Origin of the sequence: Mycoplasma tullyi, assembly GCF_014068355.1 — a bacterium.
Taxonomy (GTDB): domain Bacteria; phylum Bacillota_I; class Bacilli_A; order Mycoplasmatales; family Mycoplasmoidaceae; genus Mycoplasmoides; species Mycoplasmoides tullyi.
Map to the genome: position 1 here is coordinate 773,664 of NZ_CP059674.1, position 21,933 is coordinate 795,596.

Genomic DNA, 21,933 nt, shown 5'->3' on the forward strand with positions numbered 1-21,933 from the left:
TATATTTTACCATTTTTATCTAATTTCAGAACCGCTAAAAGTTTTTTATAAAATTATTTAAGATTAAATAACAAAGATTAATTATGAAGAAATTAACATTGCTGGAAACGGAATTAGCCATCAAATATATAAAGGATCTGTTTCAAAATGCATTATCAAATGAACTAAATCTTATAAGAGTGAGTGCTCCTTTAATTGTGTCTCCTAACTCAGGATTAAATGATAATCTAAACGGCTGAGAAGCTCCAGTTTCATTCACATCAAAAACTAATGGCGTTAGTTCCCAAGTTGTGCAATCTTTAGCAAAATGAAAAAGATATTCAGTTGCTAGATATGAAATCCCTCTTTATCAAGGTTTATATGCTGATATGAATGCAATTAGAATGGATGAAAACCTTGATGAAACGCATTCGATGTATGTCGATCAATGAGATTGAGAATTAAGAATAAATGAAAGTGATCGTAATGTCGAATTCCTAAAAAATACCGTTAATAAAGTTTACAAAGTTCTTAAAGATGCACAACAAAAAGTTAACGAAAAGTACGGTATTTTTGAGCAAAATGATTTGTTACCTGAACAAATTCATTTTATAACTACTCAAGAATTATTAGATCTTTATCCAGATAAAAATCCATCTGAAAGAGAACAACTTATATGTGAAAAATACAGAGCAGTATTTTTAATGCAAATAGGTAAGAAACTGTCGAATAATCAGGTTCATGATGGTAGATCTCCAGACTATGATGATTGGTCTCTAAACGGTGATATCTTAGTTTATAACCCTAGATCTAAACAAGCATTAGAATTATCTTCAATGGGAATTCGTGTAAATAAAGAAGTTTTACTTAAACAATTAGAAGAATCTAATCAAAATCAACGTTTGGAATTAATGTTCCATAAGAAATTAGTTAATGGCGAACTGCACCAAACGATCGGCGGTGGAATTGGTCAATCTAGATTATGTTACTTCTTCTTACAAAAAGATCACATAGGTGAAGTTCAAGTTTCAAATTGAAGCGATGAAATTATTGCTGAAGCTAAAGCAAAAGGTATCAAATTACTTTAATAGATTCTTACTAAATCTTCGCTAAAGAATCGCCCGGTTAAAGACTCCTTAGACTGATCAGTCTTAGGAGTTTTTTTAATATTAAATCACTCGAATTTACCGTCGATTTCTTTTTCTATAGCCGTTAATTTTATTACAAATCCTAGTGTATCTCTAGTTGATGCTTGATATGTTGTAGCACCTACACCAAATACTATATTATTAGATGCATATTTTTGTTTTTCAAGTTCAGCTAAAATCATTTCACTTCTTGTTAAAGTTATGGCATCACCATATATGATTCCCACTTTTTTATTAAGCTCTTTATAGCCTTTAGAATTTACTTTACTACCGAAATGGTGATCTAAATAATGAATTGTTCCTCACGTAGATTTATCTTCAGGATCGTAATTCTTACCACATATAACTTCGATAGGATCTCCACTGTCAGGTCGTACGACTAGTTTTCCATTTCTAGAAAGGATTTTATCTTTAAATGTTGGTAAGATGTTATCTAAAACATTTCAAATATCTCATGAATCGATAACTAAAGATAATATCCCTTCTTTAAATTGATTTAATAATCTTTCGTAAGTTTCAGCTTCATGATCTATTCCATCAGCACACATCACGCTGTGTTCAGAAGCTATTACAGATACTGCATTATCTCCACCTAGGATCGAGTCGCTTCCATTAAAATATTGAAGATGCGCATTTGCAGAATATATTGATGATTTAAATGAACTCATTCCACGCATCGAAAAATCGTGGCATTGATAATTTAAAAATTCAATAGAATCTGTCGTTTTTACCGCGTATTTTTTACATAAGTCGTAAAACTCTCGAGCAATTGTCAACGATGTTTGATATTGTCAAATGTTCTGTAAAAGTATTGTTTCAAAATAATTAATTAATCAAACGTGTTTTTTATCGATTCCTTGTTCACCGTAGATAGTTAGTAACGGTTCATTGAATTTAATGTATTGATCAGATTTTCTAACTGAAATAACTAAAGGTAATCTATTGTTCTTATTAGCGTATTCAGCCATATCTATTAGTGCATTGGTAAAATCATCGCTAAATTCCTTATTACCAAATACAGAAAACAATTTGTTTTCAACTAATTTTCTTATTTCACCATCTTTTTCGTTGTGTAATTCTATTAACGAATATACAAAACGATCCATGATATCGCATACAACTTTAGTTGTTAATTCTGCGTTCCATGCATGAGTTGTAATATTTTCTAGAGATGTTTTTCTTGCTGTTAGTGTTGAGAATAGATTAGTAGTATTTTCTGGATACATTAATCTATGACACAATTTATAAGCGTCAACTGGTATTAAGTTGATTAAATGCTCGTTAATTTCATCAGAAACTAACACGCGTTTTTGGTGTTTAGACATATCAAATTTAATCTGTTATTATTATTATAATAAGTTTGATTTTTATGGGCAAAACGATCAAAGGTGTTGATCTTAATCATTTAAAGGTCATTAAAAAAATTAACAAAAACGCCGAAATAAATTTGATTTTTTGTCATGGGATTACTGCTGAACCTGGATTACATTATAAGATCGTTAAACAGATAAAAAATGTTAATCATTATAGCTTAGCTTTTCCTGCTCATTTTGAAACAGAAGAAAAGTTCAAGTTCAAGCATTTAAATCTAGAGTATTTTTCAAAATTATTAGTTACTTTTTTTAGAGAAAACTCAGATTTAAAAAACATTGTATTAATAGGACACTCCATGGGGTGTGCTGTTATTATGATGGCTCTTCACCTTATGAACAAAGAAGAACGAACTAGAATTAAGCAAATTCTTTTAGGTGCTCCACTTACAATAAATACCGCTTTTACCGCATTAAACTTCACAAAATACTTAACTGCTGATGCATATAAAGCGGATGAAAAAATGATCAAAAGAATATTTAAGGATCTATTTTATAAACCCGATAAATTCATTAAAGAATTTGATAAATGATTTGATTTGGATTTCTATAAAAAAAATCAAAATAATCAAAAGAAATTAGCCATATCAATCATGACACCAATAACAGTTAAAAACATCTTACAAGCATATCATTCTTTTAAAGAATATGAGAAGGTGACGTTTATAACTGCTGATAAGGACACTCTAGTCCCTTTTAGAATAACTAGAGCTTATGTAAAACTCTACTTTAAAGATGCTAAGCATATGGAGATTAAAAAAGCAGGTCATTGCTTTTATCTTGAACGCAAAAAAGAATACATTGAAATCTTAAGAGGAATTATTAAAAGTGCAAAAGAAACTATATAACTATATCTCTAATCTTAAAGAGATTTTATCTGAAATCAATTTAGAAAAATTGATTAATAACTATAACGTAATATTTGAAAACTCAACTCATACTAGAATTATGTATGACGATGATGATTATGAAGAAATTGACTTCTTTGAAAAAAGCATTGAAGGAGAACTTGATTACACCAAAAAGAAGTTAATTCAAGAAGTTAATGATCATATCGAAGATGTATTAAAAACTAAGTTTGATGACGATAAAAAATTAGCGGTATTGCATGATCAATTTTTTAATTTGACTCAAGCAATAGCGCTAACTAAAAATATTAGCATTAAGCGATTAAATAAGTTATTAGAGAGCGAATAATTCAATCGCATCAGCAACTACATCAGATGCTTTGACATCAAGCACATTAGTTGCATTATTTTGCACTTCTTTGTGTGATGATTCTAACGTTACACTTACCCCTGTTACTTTAAACATCGGGATATCATTAAATGAATCTCCAATACTTAGTGTTTTAGTTAAATCCTTTTTAAGAATTTTATTTAATTCTAAGATTGCATTACCTTTGTTACAATCTGCAGAATTTAATTCAAACGACATTGGTGAAGTGACAACACAGTCATTTGCATCAATTTTGGTTAATTTAATGAATTTAGCTAAGTAATCGGTAATGTCTTCATTCATTGAACTTTTCTTGTAGAAGAAGATCAATTTAATCAGATCATCACGCTCATTTAAATCAGTAATATTGATGTAATTATTTGATGAAAATGAACCTTCATAAGATGTAAGCTCTTTTACAAGACTTTGATTAGGTTCTCCGTTTGGATCATAGAGATAGATATTGTTATTAATGTCATAAGACAATAATAAGAAATCTTGACTCATCTCTTTGAATTCATCAAAGCGTTTCATTACAGCTGATTTAACTTTTTTAGTTAAATAGCTGTTTTGAATAATCTTGTCTTCTTGAATATCATAGATCACTGCACCATTGCAAGCAATTGCATAACGAATCATTCCGCCAAGATTATATTTCTTAACGATATTAACTAGATCTGATTGTTTACGTCCAGTAGCAATCGTAAAGGTAATATCTCTAGCAGCTAGTTTTTCAATCGCATTGATTGCTGCAGGTTCTATGATATGTTGATTATTTTCAAAACGAATAAGCGTGCCATCTAGATCGCTGATGACTCATTCTATATTGTTTCTCATTTTATTAAGCTACAGCTTGACAAGCAGTAATGATAGCTACTGAGTAAATTTCGTGAGCATTAGCACCACGACTTAGATCGTTTACTGGTTTAGCTAATCCAGTTAATGATGGACCGATTGCGTCATATCCACCTAAACGTTGAGCAATCTTGTAACCAATATTACCAGCGTCGATATTAGGGAAGATGAATACATTTGCACCTTTTTCTCAGTCTAATGAAGGCGCTTTTTGTTTTCTTACTTCTTCAACATAAGCTGCATCAAATTGCATTGGGCCTGAAACTGAAGCTAATTTACCAACTTCTGATTCTTGTACTAATCTAGTTGCCTCTTTAACTTTATCTACAGATTCACCTGCACCTGAGTTGAATGTTGAATAGCTTAACATTGCTAAATTGATCTTTTCAATGTTTAAAACATCTTTAGCAAACTTAATTGTTGATTTAGCCACTTCAGCTAATTCTTCAGCTGTTGGGTATACATTAATTGCACAGTCAGCAAAGATTAAACGTTCTTGGTCTTTTTCAAGAACCATTACTGAAGAAACAAGTTTAGCATGTTCTGAAGTTTTAATGATTTGTAAAGCTGGTTTAAGCGTGTCTTTAGTTGTGTATTCTTTACCACACACTTCACCATCAACTTCATCAAGTTTTACTAATAAAGAAGCTAACACATTAGGTTTTTTCACTTCTTGATTAGCTACTTCTAATGTCATTCCTTTCTTTTCACGTAATTTAAATAAGTATGTTGCATACTTAGATAAATCCATTTTTTCAATTACGTAACGTTTGATTCTTGGATCAAAATCAGCGGGAATTTCATCAACTGTTCTAAACATTAGAACTGGTTTAACTAGTTTTTCAGCAAGTAGTTGTTTAGCAGCTTGTTGTACGTAAGCGTTTCATCCTTCTACTAAAAGGATTTGTGGAACTTTTTTAGAATTCTTGATTCTATTCTTTAATTCTTCTATTAATGTACTCATATTTTCACCATTGCTAAATTATAAAAAAATTAATTTTTTTCGTAATTTACTTTAGCTATTTTAGCTAAAGATATGTCTTGATAAAAATTCATGTAAGTAGCATTTAAATCAATCGTATTGTTCTTGTTTAAAAAACCCTTCTTATGAGCATATTGCTCAATAAAGTCGTGAAATTGTTCAGGGATTATTTCCTGATCAGATCATTCAACAAGTTGCTTATGATAATGCTTATTTAAATAGTGATAAGCAAAGCTTAACACTTCTTGCATCGGTATGACTTCGAGATTAATCACGTTTAACAAACTTAGTTTAGCACCTAAAGTGAAATCATCGATTCTCTTATACAACACTCCTGGAGTATCGTATAAGGTGAAATTTTTATTCAACTTAACAAAAGTTTGTCGTTTGGTTACCCCGGCTTTGTTTTCAACTTTATTATGATTCTTTTTAATTAATTTATTAATTAAAGACGATTTACCAATATTAGGCAAACCAATAACCATAATGTTGAAATGAGGCGTAACAAGACCTTTGGCTTGTAATCGCTTAATCTTATCACTAAGGATCTGGTGCAATTTATTTAATAAAAAATTGCTGAACTGATGATTTTTAATGTTGGTAACAATCGTATCAGAATCATACGTATAACTTAAATCAGCTAAATCTGATTTAAGCGCAACATTAATGATCTTTTTTTGATTAAAGATTCCTAATAAATCAGGATTCGAAGTTAAATTAATTGCCCTAGCATCTAAGACTTGGATCACTAAATCAATATGTTTTTTGACTTTATTGATATCATCCAAGGTCTTTTTCATATGACCTGGGAATCAATTAATTTTGGAATGGTTCATTCTAATTATTAATTATTCTTCAGTGATATAGATATAACCATCAATTCCCTTGATCTGACTGATTGTAATCAAACAGTCCTTATCAACTGATCTAATTAAACGAATAATTCTAGGGATTTCAACGAACAAGGTTGTTGTTGTAATCATTTCACGCTCAGTTCTTTGGAATCCACCAGTAATCTTAGAGATCGACATCGTGTGCGAGTGATGATCAGATAATAAAGTTTGTCTGATCTTTTCACAATCTGATGAATAGATCTCAACTTTAGCCATCTTATATCTAGGGAATAGTGCATCTAAGAAAGCAGATACCACCATCGCTGAAACAATCGAACCAATGAAGTTTGGTGAGAACAGTAATGAAACATTTCAAGATAAATCCTTGAAATGAATGTTTGAATTTGGAATCATGATCTCTTGTGGAATCTCACGTAAAACTACAGAAGCTGGAACATACGAACCAATCGTAACTGAAACTAATAGTGTCAAGATGTTCGTATAAAAGATGATTGATGCAATCGATCTTCTTTTTGTTTTAGCAACATATTGAGAGATGAAATCCATCCCTCCACTAGATGAACCAATTACGAATAAAACCGTATAAACTAATGAAGATAATGCTCCAGCGATACTTGCATATAAGAATAACGAGATAATCTTATTTACTTCGCTATTGTTTTCTCAAATTAATGGAATATAAGCGATCTTTTGTGCAAGATCGGTAAACTTACCATCAGGGGTAAAAAACAGACTATAGATTTGAGGGTTGGTATCTTTGAACTTTGTTGCTTCAAAGATGATTGTACTGTTTTCAGTGGTGTTAATCGTAAATAAACCTACGTTTTGCACCCCAGGAATCAACCCGATTAAAAACCCAACAACATTCGCCATAACAACATAAACTGTTGTTAAGATTGAGAACCTTTTCCCAACTTTGAAATAAGCAAAAATGATCAACGGAATGTTGATCACAATATACAATATCCAGAACGTCAGATCAAAGATCAGCGTTTTTGGTAGATTTGCAGGTAAGAAAACAAAAAGCGTTCTCGCTAACCCTTGGGTTATCGAAGAAACACCTAAATTATACAAACCTGAGTTACGAATGAAAAATAAACTGATAGCACCTTGAAATACTGAGATTAACGCAATCAAAGCGATACGAATCCACAGTTTTTTAGGGCCATATAAACCAACAAAAATTAGTAATGAAGTTCGTAGTCTTGTTCTTGTTACGGTAATTTCATTAAGTGATTCACTAAACTTTGCTAGTTTATCTTTTGAGTTTCTTAAGGACATAAAATAACTCTGATTAAATTAAAAGTTAACTACTTAGTATTAACAACTTTTTCTTTAATACGAGCAGATTTACCTGAACGTTGTCTCATGTATGAGATATAAGCTCTTCTAACTTTACCTTTTCTTTTAAGTTCGATCTCAATATTTGGGTTGTGAACGTGGAAGTTCTTTTCAACACCCACACCACTAGATTCTTTACGAACGATGAAAGTTTCAGATAAACCTGAACCTTTTCTTCTTAAAACTAAACCGTCGAATTTTTGAATTCTGGTTCTTTTTTCATCAGCAATCTTAATTGATACTGAAACTGTATCACCAACTTGGAAGTTAGGTACAGATTTTTTTAATTGTAGGTTATTAACGTGGTTAATAATATTTTGTTTGTTTAACTTATTCATATTGCTACTTAAGATTTGATTTGTATTTAAGATACAGATCTGGTCGTTTAGTCTTTGTATTATTAATTGCTTCTTGTTGATTGAATGCTGCAATCGCTTGGTGATTGCCACTTAATAAAACATCAGGAACTTTATAACCTTCAAAATCATAAGGTTTAGTGTACATTGGGTAATCTAAGAGGTAATTATTAAATGATTCGTTTGATAAACTATCCTTATTAATTACATTAGGTAACAACCTAACGATGCTATCTACCACAATTAGTGCAGCTAACTCTCCACCAGTAATTACGAAATCACCAACAGAGAATGCACCATCAACATAGTGATAAATGCGTTCGTCAAACCCTTCGTACCGTCCTGCGATCAAAATTAGATCGTTATCAGATTGAGATAAAGCAACTGCTTTATTTTGATCATATACTTTACCTTGAGGTGAGAGCAAATAAGTTCTAATTTTGTTGGGGTCTTTAAATTTATTTTGTTTGATATCTCTTAAACAGTTTACTAATGGTTCAACTTTTAATAGCATTCCAGCAGATCCACCATAGATTGTGTCATCTACAGTTTTATGCTTATCATTAGCATACTGTCTAAAATTAATTACTTCTAGTTCAACAGCTTTTTTATCAAGAGCGTTTTTGATGATTGAAAAATCATAATAAGATCTGACAAAATCATCAAATAACGTTAATATAACAATTTTCATTTACGAATACTAAGCTTTTTTAGAAGCTGCGTATTGTTTTCAGATACCTTCTTTTGAAAGAATAGATTTAACGGTATCAGTTGGTTGAGCACCTTTTTTTAATCATTCGATTGCAAGTGCACCATTTAGTTTGTTAGTACCGTTAATTGGGTCAATATGACCAATTAATTCGATATAACTACCGTCTCTTTTAACTCTAGAGTCAACCACTACCATACGATATGATGGTAACTTGTGACGACCTAGACGCATTAGTCTAATTTTTACCAAGTTATTTGTCCTTAAAATTTTGTAACTGAAATATTATAACATATCGTTAAGTAAAATTACTTAACTGATTGTTCAGTGCTAGCAGCAGGTTTAGTTGGTTTAACTTCCACTTTTGGAGTAGCAGGTTTTTCTGCTTTTTTAGTTTTTTTAACAGTTTTAACAGTGAATTTTGGCACCTTGTCAACAAACTGTAAGATTGCCATTTCAGTAGCATCACCCATTCTAGCACCTAGTTTAATTACTCTAGTATAACCACCGTGACGGTCTTTAAATACAGGAGCAACTTTGCTAAATAAGTGAGCTACTAATTGATCAGCGGTTCCTACTTGTGTATTTAATAGTTTTGCTTTAGCTCTTCTTCTATTAGCAACTGTGTTGTCCTTAGCACTTGTAATTAATCTTTCTAAGTGTTTTTGGGTTTCTTTTGCTTTAGTTAAAGTTGTTCTGATTTCGTTATAACTTAAGCAATCACTAAGTTGTTGACGAATGATCATCAAACGAGTTGATGTAGTTTTACCTTTTTTATTAATGTATGACATAGCTTAATTAGTTATTCTTAAGTTTTAAATCGTACAGTTCGCTAAGTTTTTTATTAATTTCACGAACTGACTTCTTTCCTAGATTACGAATGTTTTCAATTTCAGATTTTGAACGTGTAACAAGTTCTTCAACTGTTTGAATTCCATGTCTTTTTAGACAGTTATAAGAACGAACAGTTAGATCTAATTGTTCAATTGGAATTGATAACTTCTTGTTTTTTTCTTCAACATTTTTTTCATTAAGCACTTGAATATCGTGTAATGATCGATTAATGTCGATTAATGGTTTTAAGTGATCAGATAAAATCTTAGAAGCAATCGCGATTGCATCACCTGATTTGATTAGACCATTAGTTCCCACTTCAATAATTAATTTATCAGTAATCACATCTGAAGTTTCTTCTTCAACGTGATAACCTACTTTAATGATTGGGTTGAAGTTTGAATCAATCGGAATGATTGATAATGAACCGATTTCTGAACGGTTTTCAGCTGCAGTTTTAAATCCACGACCTCTAGTTACATAGATATCGATAGCTACTTCAGCATCTTCAGATAAAGTACAGATTTCTAAATCTTTATTGAATACTTCAAAACCTAGTGGACATTCAATATCACCAGCTCTAATGATTCCAGCTTTGTTAGCACGGATTGTCATTACTGGTCATTTTTCAATTGGAGTTTCAGCTAGTGTTTCATCAGTGATCATATTATCACTAATTCAAACAACTAGGTTTTTAATATTTAAGATGATTTGAGTAACGTCTTCTTTAACACCAGGAATAAACCCAAATTCATGTGAAATGCCTTTGATTTTTAAAGCAAACACAGATGAACCAGGAAGATGGCTTAACATTACTCTTCTAAGTGCATTACCTAGGGTGATTCCAAACCCTTTTTCTAATGGTTTAACGATGTATTTACCATAGTTCTTGTCGTTATCTTCTTTAATAACGTTAATGTTGTATCGCAAAAATTGTTGCATGTATTGCTCCTGGATAATTAACGAGGTTTTTTGGGAGGACGACAACCGTTATGTGGAATCGGTGTTACATCGTGAATTTCAGTAATCGTTAAACCACAAGCAGCTAATGATCTGATTGCAGTTTCTTTACCACGACCAACACCATTAACATAAATCTTAATGGTTGATAATCCCATTGCCATAGCTTCTTTAGCAGCTTTTTCAGCAGCTACACCCGCTGAGTAAGGTGTTTTTTTCTTAGCACCTTTGTACCCAATTGCTCCTGAAGATGATCAAGTTATAGCATTACCATTAACGTCGGTAATTGTGATAATTGAGTTATTTGAAGTTGCGTGAATGTGTGCAATACCATTGCTGGCAACTGTTTTTTTCTTCTTAGCCATATTTTCTTATTACTTACTTTCGATTTTCTTGTTAGCAACGGTTTTTCTTGGACCCTTACGAGTTCTTGCGTTTGATTTGGTTCTTTGACCTCTTACAGGTAAACCTCTTCTGTGACGTAGTCCAGCGTATGAACCTACTTCCATTAAACGTTTAATGTTTAATGCAACATCACGTCTTAAGTCCCCTTCAAGTACATAAGTACTAGCAACTGAACGAATTAAAGCTAATTCTTCGTCAGTTAAGTCTTTTACTCTTTTGTCGAAGTCAATCTTTGCTTTTCTTAAAATTTCTTGAGCACGAGGTTTTCCAATTCCATAAATATATGTTAATGAAATTTCAACGCGCTTATTATTTGGGATGTCAATACCTAAAATACGAGCCATATTCTATCCTTGTCTTTGCTTGTGCTTAGGGGTTTTGCAGATAACTCTTACAACCCTTTGGCGTCTAATAACTTTGCAATCCTTGCAAATTGGTTTTACTGATGATCTTACTTTCATTGTTTATTGTTGATTAATGACGATAAATAATTCGTCCTTTTGTTAAATCATAAGGACTGAATTCTACTTCCACACTATCACCTGGTAAGATACGGATCTTATGCATTCGGATCTTACCTGATACGTGTGCTTCAATTAAAAGATTATTTTCTAGTAATACTTTAAATTTATCACCTTTGATAATCTCTTTCACAACACCTTTAATACTGAGGTTTGTTTCTTTCATTTATAGTTTTTGTTTAATTATTTTTTAGAAATTTAGCTATTTAAATAAGTGTGTAATTTTTATTTGGATATGGATAAACAATCGTTAAAAAATTGTTCAAACACGTTCAAATACATCAGAATTAAATCTTATATTGATGAAGATAATCAATATTTAAACAGCCACTATCTATTTTATCATAAAATCCCTCTTTTATAGCAATAAAAATAGTCTAGAAGCAGATCTAGACTAAAAATATTTTTAGAGACTTTTTTTATGAAAACAGTTTATGAAATGCAACTTGAGAACTGAATAGAATCCGACCAACAATTTTTAAGTTATAAATTTGCTTTAATGGGTTTAACTTGTCTTGCTGGGTTTTAATTGTTTCACCGTTATATGTAACAGGTGTATATCGTGTTAGTGTATTAATATACTCCATAGAAAGGAGGTAATCCACCCCCACGTTCTCGTAGGGGTACCTTGTTACGACTTAACTCCAATCACCGGCCCTACCCTAGACATGCGCTTCCTTGCGGTTAGCAACACGGTTTTAGATATTACCAGCTCTCATAGTTTGACGGGCGGTGTGTACAAGACCCGAGAACGTATTCACCGCGACATGGCTGATTCGCGATTACTAGTGATTCCGACTTCATGAGGGCGAATTGCAGCCCTCAATCCGAACTGAGACCAACTTTACAGATTAGCTCCACCTTACGGATTTGCAACTGTTTGTATTGGCCATTGTAGCACGTTTGCAGCCCTAGACATAAGGGGCATGATGATTTGACGTCATCCCCACCTTCCTCCAACTTACGTTGGCAGTCTCGTTAGACAAAGTAACTAACGATAAGGGTTGCGCTCGTTGCGGGACTTAACCCAACATCTCACGACACGAGCTGACGACAACCATGCACCACCTGTCATTGGGTTAACCTCCACTATATTTCTATAGCTTCGCCCAAGATGTCAAGTCTAGGTAAGGTTTTTCGTGTACCGTCGAATTAAGCAACATGCTCCACCACTTGTGCGGGTCCCCGTCAATTCCGTTTGAGTTTCATTCTTGCGAATGTACTACTCAGGCAGGATGTTTAATGTGTTAACTGCAGCACCGAAGTATTCGCTCCGACACTTAACATCCATCGTTTACAGTGTGGACTACTAGGGTATCTAATCCTATTTGCTCCCCACACTTTCAAGCCTAAGCGTCAGTATTGGCCCAAGTCCTCGCCTTCGCCTCTGGTGTTCTTCCATATATCTACGCATTTCACCGCTCCACATGGAGTTCCAGGACTCTCTACCAAACTCTAGACTAGAAGTTTCCAATGCATACAATCGTTAAGCAATTGCTTTTAACACCAGACTTTCTAATCCGCCTGCGCTTGTTTTACGCCCAATAAATCCGGATAACGCTTGCAACCTATGTATTACCGCGACTGCTGGCACATAGTTAGTCGTTACTTATTCAAATGGTACAGTCAAATTAATAGCTTTCCACTCTATTAACTGTTCTTCCCAAATAAAAGAACTTTACAATCTAAAAAGACCTTCATCGTTCACGCGGCATTGCTCCATCAGACTTTCGTCCATTGTGAAAAATTCCCTACTGCTGCCTCCCGTAGGAGTATGGGCCGTGTCTCAGTCCCATTGTGGTTATTCTACCTCTCAGCATAACTACACGTCATCGCCTTGGTGGGCCATTACCCTCACCAACTAGCTGATATGCCGCACCCTCATCTTATAGCGAAGCAGTTGCTCCTTTAAAGTTATTCTCATGCGATAGGTAACTTGTTATGCGGTATTAGCTAATCTTTCGACTAGTTATCCCCCACTATAAGGCAGATTGGATACGTGTTACTCACCCGTTCGCCTCTAATGTATTGCTACATCCGATCGACTTGCATGTATTAGGCATGCCGCCAGCGTTAATCCTGAGCCAGGATCAAACTCTCAGAAAATGACAGATTCTATTCAGTTTTCAAGAAGCATTTCTCGGTGCCACGCAATCAGTAATGAACCTACACACATTTAGTTCATTAAAGTTGATCAAGAAGCCAACTTTTATTTGGTGACAACCGCAAATTATTTTAACACAGAAAATTAATTTGAAAAAAATTATTTCAACATTTCTTTTAATTCGTTCTTAGGAATGAATCCAATTCTCTTGTCAGTCATATTTCCATCTTGGAAGAAAATAACAGTTGGAATTGATCTAATTTCGAATTCTGCAGATAGTTCAGCTGCTTGGTCTACGTTTACTTTAACAAAAGTTCATTCTTGGTTATCTTGAGAAACTTCTTCAAAGATTGGACCTAAGATTTTACAAGGACCACATCAGTCAGCGTAAAAGTCAACAACAACTTTTTTGTTACTGCTTAATAATTGTTCTAATTCTGCTTTGTTACTTATATGTTTCATTATTCTTAAAATTTACTAAAAAATTGTGTTTCCACCCTATAACTATAATTTAAAAGCTAAATTATTGTTGAATCTCGAATGATTCTTTCTTTTTCAGAATCAAGACTCTTGGTGTATTTACATTTAGGGAAGTTTGAACAACCTAAGAAGGTGCTATCTTTATTTCGTCCCTTTTTCTTAGACACTCTACGAACAAGTTTTGCATGACATAACTCACACTCAACACCTTCTTCATAAACGATCACTTTAGGTTTTTTCTCAGACTTCTCAATGAATTTACATTTAGGGAAATTTGAACACCCTACAAAAGGACCATATCTTCCTTCACGTCTTACAAGTTGTGAACTACAGTTAGGACAGTTTTTGCCTTCAATGTATTCAATCTTTTTAACGATGTTGTTTTTAGCTTCGTTTAAAACTTCAGAAAAATCATTTCAGAATGCTTGAAGATAACTTACATCATTAACAGTTCCTTGAGCAATCTCATCCAAAGTTGATTCCATATTTTTGGTGAACTCTTTGTTGATGATCGTTGGGAAATTCTTATCTAGTTCAAAAGCTAACTTTTGACCTAGATCGGTAGTTTTATAATACCGACCGTTTAATAATTCGGCATAATTTCTCTTTAAAACGATATCAAGAATTGTTGAATACGTACTAGGACGACCAATCCCTTCAGTTTCAAGCGCCTCAATTAAAGTAGCTTGAGTAAATCTTGCTGGCGGTTTTGTTTGGTGTTCGTTAATTAAAACATCTTTTGATTCAAATTCTTTGTCAATCGCAAAGTGATTTAAATTAAGTTTTCTTAGATGATCCTTATCATCGTAATGGGTATAAATCTTTTTATAACCATCAAACTTTAAGGTGTTGTTTACTGCATAGAACTTATTGTTGTTATTGATAAAACGAATATTAACATGTTCATAGATTGCTGCAGCCATATAATGAGCTACAGTTCTAGTTCAGATGAGTTTGTATAAACTGTATTGATCAGCACTAATCTTACCTTTAACAGAATCTGGAGTAATGGTGATGTCAATTGGGTGGATCGCTTCGTGAGCATCTTGCACCTTAGCTTTTTGTTTTTTAGATGTTTTACCTTCACCATTTAATTGGGATTCTGTAGCTAAATATTCTTTACCATAAGTTTTAGAAACAAAATCTAAAACAGTCTTACCATATTCTGGACTAAGACGAGTACTATCTGTTCTTGGATAAGAGATTAAAGCGATTTGTTCATCATCAATTGTTACTCCTTCGTATAACTCTTGAGCTACAGAAGTGATCTTCATCGATCTTCACTTCAATTTGTTGATTGCGTCTTGTTGTAAAGTTGATGTTTTATAAACTTCTTTGGGATAAGAATTTTTAAGTTTAGGCGTATCAATCGCATAAACACGATATTTATCAGATAAGTGTTGCTTAACTAATTCAGCATCTTCTTTGGTGTTGAAGTCAATTCCACTGACTTCTTCAAGTTCTTTGAATCCTAACTTATCCTTAAGTTTGTCATCGATTTTACGCAACATTAGTTCGGTGCCATCTTCTAGAATAACATCTAAAGTTCATCAGTATCGTGGTACAAACTTGTTAATTAATTCTTCGCGTTCAGTAATAAACTTAAGCGCAATTGATTGTACTCTACCAGCTGAATCAGCATTAATCTTTGATTTCATCAAACTTGATAGTTTAAACCCAATTAAACGATCAAGTCTTCTTCTGGTAATTTGTGAGCTAACTCAATCCTTTTGAATCTCTCTAGGATTGGCAATCGCGTTTTTTACTGCTTTTTCACTAATTTCATTAAAGATAATCCGTTTACACTTATCAACGTCAACACCTTTTTGTTTTAAGACGTCATAAACGTGTCAAGAGATCGCTTCACCTTCACGATCAGGGTCGGTTGCTAGATAAATTTCATCAGCTTTTTTAGCTTTATCTACCAATTCGTCAATAATCTCTTTTTTGTTCTTAACAGCTTTCTTAGTTGTTTTAGCTTTTTTGCTAGCACTTGCTCCCTTAGCTGGCTTCTTATCTTGAATGATCTCTCATTTGGGAACAAAATCTTCGGTGTTAAATCCTAAGGTGTATTTAGGTAAATCACGAATATGACCAACTGTTGCAACAATTTCATAGTCGTCAGGTAAATACTTCTTGATCGTTTTAACCTTGTTAGGTGACTCGATCACTAAAATTTTTGAGCTATGATTCGTCATGGATTATCCTTTTTTATTATTAGTAGCAATACTTTAATTATTTTAATCTTAAAAACAAGAAAGCAAGTAAATAGCTTTATTTATATATGTATATATAAAGATATGTCGAATTTATTAAAAAGAAGGAAATTTATTAACTAAAAGATCGGATCTTTTCAAGCATTCCTAACTTATCTTGATCTGATAATTTATAAAAGTAAGAACCTGAAACAAAGCCAGAAACTAGTCCTTTTAGTTCGATTGCTTTTTCTAAAGTAATCCCACCATCGATCTCAATCTCAAGATTGGGATTAAACTTGATTAGTTTAGCAATATTGCGATAAACTAAAGGATCAAAAGCTTGACCACCTTTTCCTGGTTCAACCGACATTAATGTCACATAATCAACTAATTTAATCTGATCAAAATAATCATTAACATCGGTATTAAATTTAAAGGCTAAACCCGATTTCTTATTATGGGTTTTAATGTAAGCTAAATATTTATTAATTAGTTGTTTGTTGTTGGCTAATGGTTCAACATGAAAACTAATTTGATCACATTTGGTTTTGGCATAAACCAAGATGTGATTAGCTATCTTATTAACCATTAAATGCACATTAACGTGATACCCTAGATCTTTTAAACTATCAACATAGCGTTCATCAAATGCTTTGTTGTTAACAAACTCATCCATTACGTCGTAATGAATCTTATTTAAACCTAATTGCTTGTAACTAATTAATTTATCTTGATCATAGTTATCAAGCATTGGTAAAATCGAAAATAATAAATCACTCATTATGCTTTTAGTAATTTAAACATTCTTTGTTTGTAATCTTCAACCCCAGGTTGATCATAAGGATCGTGGCCTAATAGTAATGCTGATACTGAAGTTGCGATACATAATCAGTAGTATACATAACCAAATCCATAAGCATTGTTTTGTTCAACATCGATCTCGATGATTGGAACACCTGCAGAAGCATGAGCTTGCTTTGTTGCTTCACACGCAACATAGTTAAGTTGGTTAACTGATTTGTTGGTTAAATAATCTAGTTGGTCATCGTTACCAAATTGAGAATTTTGCAATTTTAACGCGTTTTTATTCGCTTTTTCAAATGAGAAAACTGTTTCAAAGAAAATCTTTTTACCGTCTTGATATAGTTGTCCCATTGAGTGTAGATCAGTCGTAAACACAGAATATGTTGGGAACAACGAATTTAATGATTTACCTTCGCTTTCACCAAATAGTTGACGGTGTTGAAGCATTAAGTATTCATGTTGTTCTTCATAAGTGATTGCAATTTCTACATCTTTTTTCATTTCTGTGTAAAGATAATGTCTTAATGCTGCATAAGTATAAGCTGTGTTTTTTTCTAGTTGACTTGAACTAAACAAATCAGCTTTAGCTTTTTTAGCACCTTCAATTAATTGCTTGTAGTCAGCACCTACTAAACCAGCAATTAACAACCCACTTGGTGTAAGTGTTGAAAATCTTCCTCCGATATCAGAGTAGATTGGTAACATCTCATATTTATTTTTAACAGCAATATCATGCAACACACCTTTTTTAGGATCTGTAATCGCAACAATTCTTTTTTGTGCTTGTTCACCGTATTGTTTATACAAAGCTTCACGGAATAATTTAAATCCAACTGAAGGTTCTAGGGTTGTTCCTGATTTGGAAATCACAACAATTCCCCAGTTTTTATCTTTAACTGCTTCTAGTGTTCTTAAGAATGAATTTTCACTTAAACTGCGAATAAAGTGAATCTGTCTTTTTTGTTCACTTGGTAAATAAGCAACAACATCTAAGATTGCTTTAATACCTGTAAATGATCCACCAATTCCAATAACAACAACATCTGTTACATTTAATTGATCTCATTCAGCAATTTTATTATCAATGCTTTTATATATCTCAGTGTGATCTTGATCAACATAATCAATTCAACCCAACATATTAGCACTTGGGGTTGTTTTATTCTTTAGTTGATTAAGGATTTCATTCAGTTTAGTTTGATAGTTTTCTTCTAATTTTTTATAGTCTAAACCTTTGATTAGGTTAAAGGTTAATTTAATCATAATAGCTTTTTCACTTGTTTTGCTTTAATTCTAAATTATGGACTTAACCACATCTAAATATATTTGGTAGATTAATGAATTAATCTTTTTCTTAAGATAACAATCAGCACTATTTTCAAGGTGCAAACAGTCGTTAAATTTGCATTTAGTTTGGTATTGTGAGAACTCAATTAAGCCACAACTTAGTTGTTGTTTTGTTAGGTTTAGATCATAAATAGAGAACCCAGGAGAATCAACAAGATAACCATCCAAAAACTTGTAAAGTTTGGTTGATGTTGTTGTGTTTTTACCTCTTTTTAGTTTGGTTGAAACTGCTTGAGTTCAGATATCAAGTGAAGTGTCCAAGCGTTTAAGTAGAGTTGATTTACCAACTCCGCTGTGACCACAGAAGATTGAGACTTTGTTGGCTAATAAATTTTTCAAACGATCAAAATCGTTAGGTTTATTTAACCTAAATACTTGATAGTTCATTTCTATCAAAGCATCAATGATCTTTTTAAATTCATCTTGATCGTGATCTAGATCTAATTTAGAAAAAACAATCAAAGGTTTGAATCCCAATTGCGATTCAAAATAAACCATGAATTTAAATAGTTGTCTTAAATTTAGTTGAGGATCTTTAATCGAAAAAACTAAAACAACATAATCAAGGTTAGCCACCTTAGGTCGATTCAAATAATTCTTACGTTCAATTAACTTAATGATTTCACCTTGATCATTAAGTTCTAATAAATCATTAGGTGCTAAATTAATTTTTTGATGCTTTCACTTTCCAGGAGCATGAAGTTTTTTAAGTTCATTATCTACTTCACAAAATAAATCGTTTGCATTAATACTTATAATTCTTGCAATCATTATTTGATAGCACCTGAAAAATTAAAGATGATTAATCCTAAAGTTAATAACACGACAACAATTACTAATGCTGTAATTGTTCAAAATGTTCAGTATTTAAAAATTATTGGTTCTTTATCAACTGCAATTTCAGTTGGCATAAACTGACGGTCTTTTTGCAAAACCCGTTTTTCTAACGGTTTTAATAAAGTTTGCTCTTTATCAACTTTATCAAGATCAGCTAAAATCTCCTCACATGATTGATAGCGAAACTTACGATCTTCTTTTTTAGATGCCATGCATCTAAAAACAATATTTTCCACAGAATTAGGCACATCAAAACCCATTGCTTTCATCAATGGCACGTCAAACTTATTAGGCAAATTAATAATATCTTGAGGACGTTCTAATTTCTTATCATCAATCTTTTTATTAAACGGCTTTTGCCCTGTTAACATCTCAAACAAGATCACGCCAAACGCATAAAAATCATATTGCACTGTCGGTGCTTTTCAACGCATTAATGGTGTATTGGTTTTGGGATTAATAACAGCTTTGCCGTTCTCATCCAAAACTGGTTCTTTTTGTAGTGCATCTGGACACATGTATTCATGTGTTCCATATAATGCTTTTTCGTTTGTCAAAACCTTTAGAACCGATTCATTACTAATTGATGTTGAAATCCCAAAATCGATGATTTTTAATTCCCGATAATCTTTTGACAACATCAGATTTTCAGGTTTTAAATCTCGGTGAATAATCTGGTGAGAATAATTATGTAATTTCTGAATCCCTTCCACCATTCTTCTAAAGTAATATAGCGCTTCTTTAACTGAAAGATTACCCTTGCTAATAATGTAATTGCGTAACGTCGTCCCTTGGACGTATTCCATTACGATAACAAGAATATCATTAATTCTGATCACGCGATTATTACGTTCGATCAGAATTCCCTTGTCGTCAGTTTCATAAGTGGCAATCAGATTAGGGTGACTAATCCGCGAAGACGTAATTAATTCTTGTTGTAGTTTAGCTCACTTGTCATCAGTGTCTTCTGGAGCTCTCTTAACAATCTTAATAACAACAGTGCTTTTTTTGGAATCATTCAGTTTAGTTGAATCTGCCATGATGTTTTTGGCAGTATAAATCACTGAATTCATTCCTCCTGTGGTTAATTTACTTAAAATGACATACCGATTAAACAGTTTGTCATTAATCATTAAATAGCCTTCGGAGTTTGGTTTATTTTTTTTCTTATTAACTTGCTGGTTGTTATTAGCCATTAATAACCTCAGTTAGTTTCACCACTACCACACTTAAGTTATCATTAGACATAGCATTCATTCCGTTTTGAATTAGATTGTCAGCAACTTTTTGCATATCATTAGTAAGACTTAATAGGTCGTGAAACTGTTCAGGCATAACAAAGTTATAAAACCCATCTGATGATAATAATAGGTATTCATCACCCTTATTAATAAAATCAAATGAGGTGTCGAAATCAACTTTAGACGTATCTTTAGATACGATATTTGTTAGTGCTAATAGTTCTTTTTCATTAGCCTTGAATGTAACTGCTGAAGCATTAATCTTTTTTAAGTAATTATAAAGATTGTGATCGTTGGTGATTTGACTTACAGATTTATCTTTAGATATTAAATAAGCACGTGAGTCTCCCACTCAAAAAGTGTAGATTTTTTCATTAGCAACGATTGATAAAACAATCGTTGTCGCCATCTGTCTTAATGAAAAACCATCATGTTCTTTTTGGAATTTTTTATCGTTATCATCGATGTATTTAGCAATTTGTTTCTTACATTTAAGTAAAACTTTCTTGAACCAATCTTCCATCTTTTCATCACTAAGATTGTTAAAATTAGTTGATAAAAAATTATCGCGAATTAGATCACGGGTTAAGGTACTGGCAATTGCTCCACCTTTGTAACCACCCAAACCATCGCATACTAATGCGATGATATTATGATACTGGTTGGTGCCAACAAAAACAGCATCTTGATTTTCTTCACGGACAATCCCTACATGGGTCGAACTTGCATATACTTTTTTCATTATTGACTATACTTACGAATTAATTCTTTAATATCTTCGATCGTTTTTTCTAGATCATCATTAATGATCGTATGATCATATATTTCTTGATGCGCATATTCTTTCACAGCTTGTTCTAATCGATCTTTAATCACTTGGTCGTTTTCAGTTCCTCGTTTTTTTAATCGAGCAACTAGTTCATCTTCAGAAGGGGGAAGCACAAAGATACTTAGAGTTTTAAAACCCTTTTTTAAAACTTGAAGTACCCCTTGGTATTCAATTTCTAAAATCAAGTTTTCATTTTTATCTAAGATTTCTTTAACTAATGAAAGCGGTGTTCCATAATAGTTATTAACGTAGTTAGCATATTCTAACAATTGGTTGTTAGCAATCATTGCTTCAAACTCATCTTTAGTTTTGAAAAAATAATGAACTCCTTCAACTTCAGATTCACGTTTTTTTCTTGTTGTAGCTGATATTGAAACGTTCAGTTTTAACTTGTCATCAGTTAAAAGCCTACTAACTATCGTGCCCTTACCAACCCCACTAGGACCTGATATTAAGATGATTAAACCCTGCTTGTTACTCATAATATATATAACTACCATCAAGGGTAGTCGTTATTATTAATTTTACTTTTTAATATTTTAATATTTATATTTGATAAGA

25 protein-coding genes and 1 rRNA gene are annotated in these 21,933 nt (G+C 32.5%); 3 read left to right on the top strand and 23 right to left on the bottom strand.

Annotation, left to right across the window (positions count from 1 at the left end; all coding sequences use genetic code 4):
- Window positions 1–83: 83 nt before the first annotated feature.
- A complete protein-coding gene (asnA, locus tag H3143_RS03050; RefSeq protein ID WP_182078737.1) occupies window positions 84–1,067 on the top strand; it encodes an aspartate--ammonia ligase in 984 nt (327 codons plus the stop codon).
- Here asnA and H3143_RS03055 read toward each other — a convergent pair.
- Entirely contained in the window at window positions 1,064–2,452 is a 1,389-nt protein-coding gene (locus H3143_RS03055) for a nicotinate phosphoribosyltransferase (RefSeq protein WP_182078738.1), read from the bottom strand. The genes asnA and H3143_RS03055 overlap by 4 nt on opposite strands.
- Window positions 2,453–2,496: 44 nt before the next feature.
- On the opposite strand from H3143_RS03055, the gene H3143_RS03060 reads away from it, so the two are divergent.
- Complete coding sequence (locus H3143_RS03060; RefSeq protein ID WP_182078739.1) at window positions 2,497–3,345, top strand: alpha/beta fold hydrolase; 849 nt, start codon at window positions 2,497–2,499, stop codon at window positions 3,343–3,345.
- Window positions 3,326–3,694 (top strand): MG296/MPN423 family protein, encoded by a 369-nt coding sequence (locus tag H3143_RS03065; protein ID WP_228444782.1) that lies wholly within the window; start codon window positions 3,326–3,328, stop codon window positions 3,692–3,694. Before H3143_RS03060 ends, H3143_RS03065 begins: the two co-directional genes overlap by 20 nt.
- Here H3143_RS03065 and H3143_RS03070 read toward each other — a convergent pair.
- The 22 genes from H3143_RS03070 to gmk all read right to left on the bottom strand — a co-directional run bounded on the left by H3143_RS03070 (window position 3,680) and on the right by gmk (window position 21,854).
- Entirely contained in the window at window positions 3,680–4,552 is an 873-nt protein-coding gene (locus tag H3143_RS03070) for an HAD family hydrolase (protein WP_182078740.1), read from the bottom strand. The two genes, H3143_RS03065 and H3143_RS03070, sit on opposite strands and share 15 nt — an antisense overlap.
- 4 nt (window positions 4,553–4,556) lie before the next feature.
- Window positions 4,557–5,534 carry a phosphate acetyltransferase gene (pta, locus tag H3143_RS03075; RefSeq protein WP_182078741.1) on the bottom strand — a complete coding sequence of 326 codons (978 nt, stop codon included), beginning with the start codon at window positions 5,532–5,534 and terminating at the stop codon, window positions 4,557–4,559.
- Between the two features lie 29 nt (window positions 5,535–5,563).
- Window positions 5,564–6,352, bottom strand: a complete 789-nt coding sequence (ylqF, locus tag H3143_RS03080) for a ribosome biogenesis GTPase YlqF (protein ID WP_267128824.1) — start codon at window positions 6,350–6,352, stop codon at window positions 5,564–5,566.
- A 48-nt stretch (window positions 6,353–6,400) separates the two neighbouring features.
- Complete coding sequence (locus H3143_RS03085; RefSeq protein WP_182078743.1) at window positions 6,401–7,687, bottom strand: YitT family protein; 1,287 nt, start codon at window positions 7,685–7,687, stop codon at window positions 6,401–6,403.
- Window positions 7,688–7,716: 29 nt separating this feature from the next.
- Entirely contained in the window at window positions 7,717–8,085 is a 369-nt protein-coding gene (rplS, locus tag H3143_RS03090; RefSeq protein WP_182078744.1) for a 50S ribosomal protein L19, read from the bottom strand.
- A 4-nt stretch (window positions 8,086–8,089) separates the two neighbouring features.
- Window positions 8,090–8,794, bottom strand: a complete 705-nt coding sequence (trmD, locus tag H3143_RS03095) for a tRNA (guanosine(37)-N1)-methyltransferase TrmD (RefSeq protein ID WP_182078745.1) — start codon at window positions 8,792–8,794, stop codon at window positions 8,090–8,092.
- Window positions 8,795–8,803: 9 nt separating this feature from the next.
- Window positions 8,804–9,064, bottom strand: a complete 261-nt coding sequence (rpsP, locus tag H3143_RS03100) for a 30S ribosomal protein S16 (protein WP_011113885.1) — start codon at window positions 9,062–9,064, stop codon at window positions 8,804–8,806.
- A 56-nt stretch (window positions 9,065–9,120) separates the two neighbouring features.
- Window positions 9,121–9,603 carry a 50S ribosomal protein L17 gene (rplQ, locus tag H3143_RS03105; protein ID WP_182078746.1) on the bottom strand — a complete coding sequence of 161 codons (483 nt, stop codon included), beginning with the start codon at window positions 9,601–9,603 and terminating at the stop codon, window positions 9,121–9,123.
- A gap of 7 nt (window positions 9,604–9,610) precedes the next feature.
- Window positions 9,611–10,588, bottom strand: a complete 978-nt coding sequence (locus H3143_RS03110; protein ID WP_182078747.1) for a DNA-directed RNA polymerase subunit alpha — start codon at window positions 10,586–10,588, stop codon at window positions 9,611–9,613.
- A 17-nt stretch (window positions 10,589–10,605) separates the two neighbouring features.
- Entirely contained in the window at window positions 10,606–10,971 is a 366-nt protein-coding gene (rpsK, locus tag H3143_RS03115; RefSeq protein WP_151059826.1) for a 30S ribosomal protein S11, read from the bottom strand.
- Window positions 10,972–10,980: 9 nt separating this feature from the next.
- On the bottom strand, window positions 10,981–11,355 hold the full coding sequence (gene rpsM / locus H3143_RS03120; protein ID WP_182078748.1) for a 30S ribosomal protein S13: 375 nt from the start codon (window positions 11,353–11,355) through the stop codon (window positions 10,981–10,983).
- Window positions 11,356–11,358: 3 nt separating this feature from the next.
- A complete protein-coding gene (gene rpmJ, locus H3143_RS03125; protein WP_011113890.1) occupies window positions 11,359–11,472 on the bottom strand; it encodes a 50S ribosomal protein L36 in 114 nt (37 codons plus the stop codon).
- 13 nt (window positions 11,473–11,485) lie between these two features.
- Window positions 11,486–11,698, bottom strand: a complete 213-nt coding sequence (gene infA, locus H3143_RS03130) for a translation initiation factor IF-1 (protein WP_011113891.1) — start codon at window positions 11,696–11,698, stop codon at window positions 11,486–11,488.
- 423 nt (window positions 11,699–12,121) lie between these two features.
- Window positions 12,122–13,638, bottom strand: a 16S ribosomal RNA gene (locus H3143_RS03135).
- A gap of 157 nt (window positions 13,639–13,795) precedes the next feature.
- Window positions 13,796–14,098, bottom strand: coding sequence for a thioredoxin (trxA, locus tag H3143_RS03140; RefSeq protein ID WP_182078749.1), 303 nt, complete (start codon window positions 14,096–14,098; stop codon window positions 13,796–13,798).
- Between the two features lie 56 nt (window positions 14,099–14,154).
- Window positions 14,155–16,314: a type I DNA topoisomerase gene (gene topA, locus H3143_RS03145; RefSeq protein WP_182078750.1), complete on the bottom strand. Its 2,160-nt coding sequence runs from the start codon at window positions 16,312–16,314 to the stop codon at window positions 14,155–14,157.
- Between the two features lie 133 nt (window positions 16,315–16,447).
- Window positions 16,448–17,095 (bottom strand): ribulose-phosphate 3-epimerase, encoded by a 648-nt coding sequence (locus tag H3143_RS03150; protein WP_182078751.1) that lies wholly within the window; start codon window positions 17,093–17,095, stop codon window positions 16,448–16,450.
- Entirely contained in the window at window positions 17,095–18,381 is a 1,287-nt protein-coding gene (locus H3143_RS03155) for a glucose-6-phosphate isomerase (protein ID WP_182078752.1), read from the bottom strand. Before H3143_RS03155 ends, H3143_RS03150 begins: the two co-directional genes overlap by 1 nt.
- Before the next feature lie 30 nt (window positions 18,382–18,411).
- Entirely contained in the window at window positions 18,412–19,236 is an 825-nt protein-coding gene (gene rsgA / locus H3143_RS03160; protein ID WP_182078753.1) for a ribosome small subunit-dependent GTPase A, read from the bottom strand.
- The gene (locus tag H3143_RS03165) at window positions 19,236–20,498 is read right to left on the bottom strand and encodes a serine/threonine protein kinase (protein WP_182078754.1); all 1,263 of its coding nucleotides are present in this window, start codon (window positions 20,496–20,498) and stop codon (window positions 19,236–19,238) included. The genes rsgA and H3143_RS03165 overlap by 1 nt, the downstream gene beginning before the upstream one ends.
- A complete protein-coding gene (locus H3143_RS03170; RefSeq protein ID WP_182078755.1) occupies window positions 20,491–21,285 on the bottom strand; it encodes a PP2C family serine/threonine-protein phosphatase in 795 nt (264 codons plus the stop codon). Before H3143_RS03170 ends, H3143_RS03165 begins: the two co-directional genes overlap by 8 nt.
- Window positions 21,285–21,854, bottom strand: a complete 570-nt coding sequence (gene gmk / locus H3143_RS03175; protein ID WP_228444783.1) for a guanylate kinase — start codon at window positions 21,852–21,854, stop codon at window positions 21,285–21,287. Before gmk ends, H3143_RS03170 begins: the two co-directional genes overlap by 1 nt.
- Window positions 21,855–21,933 lie beyond the last annotated feature (79 nt).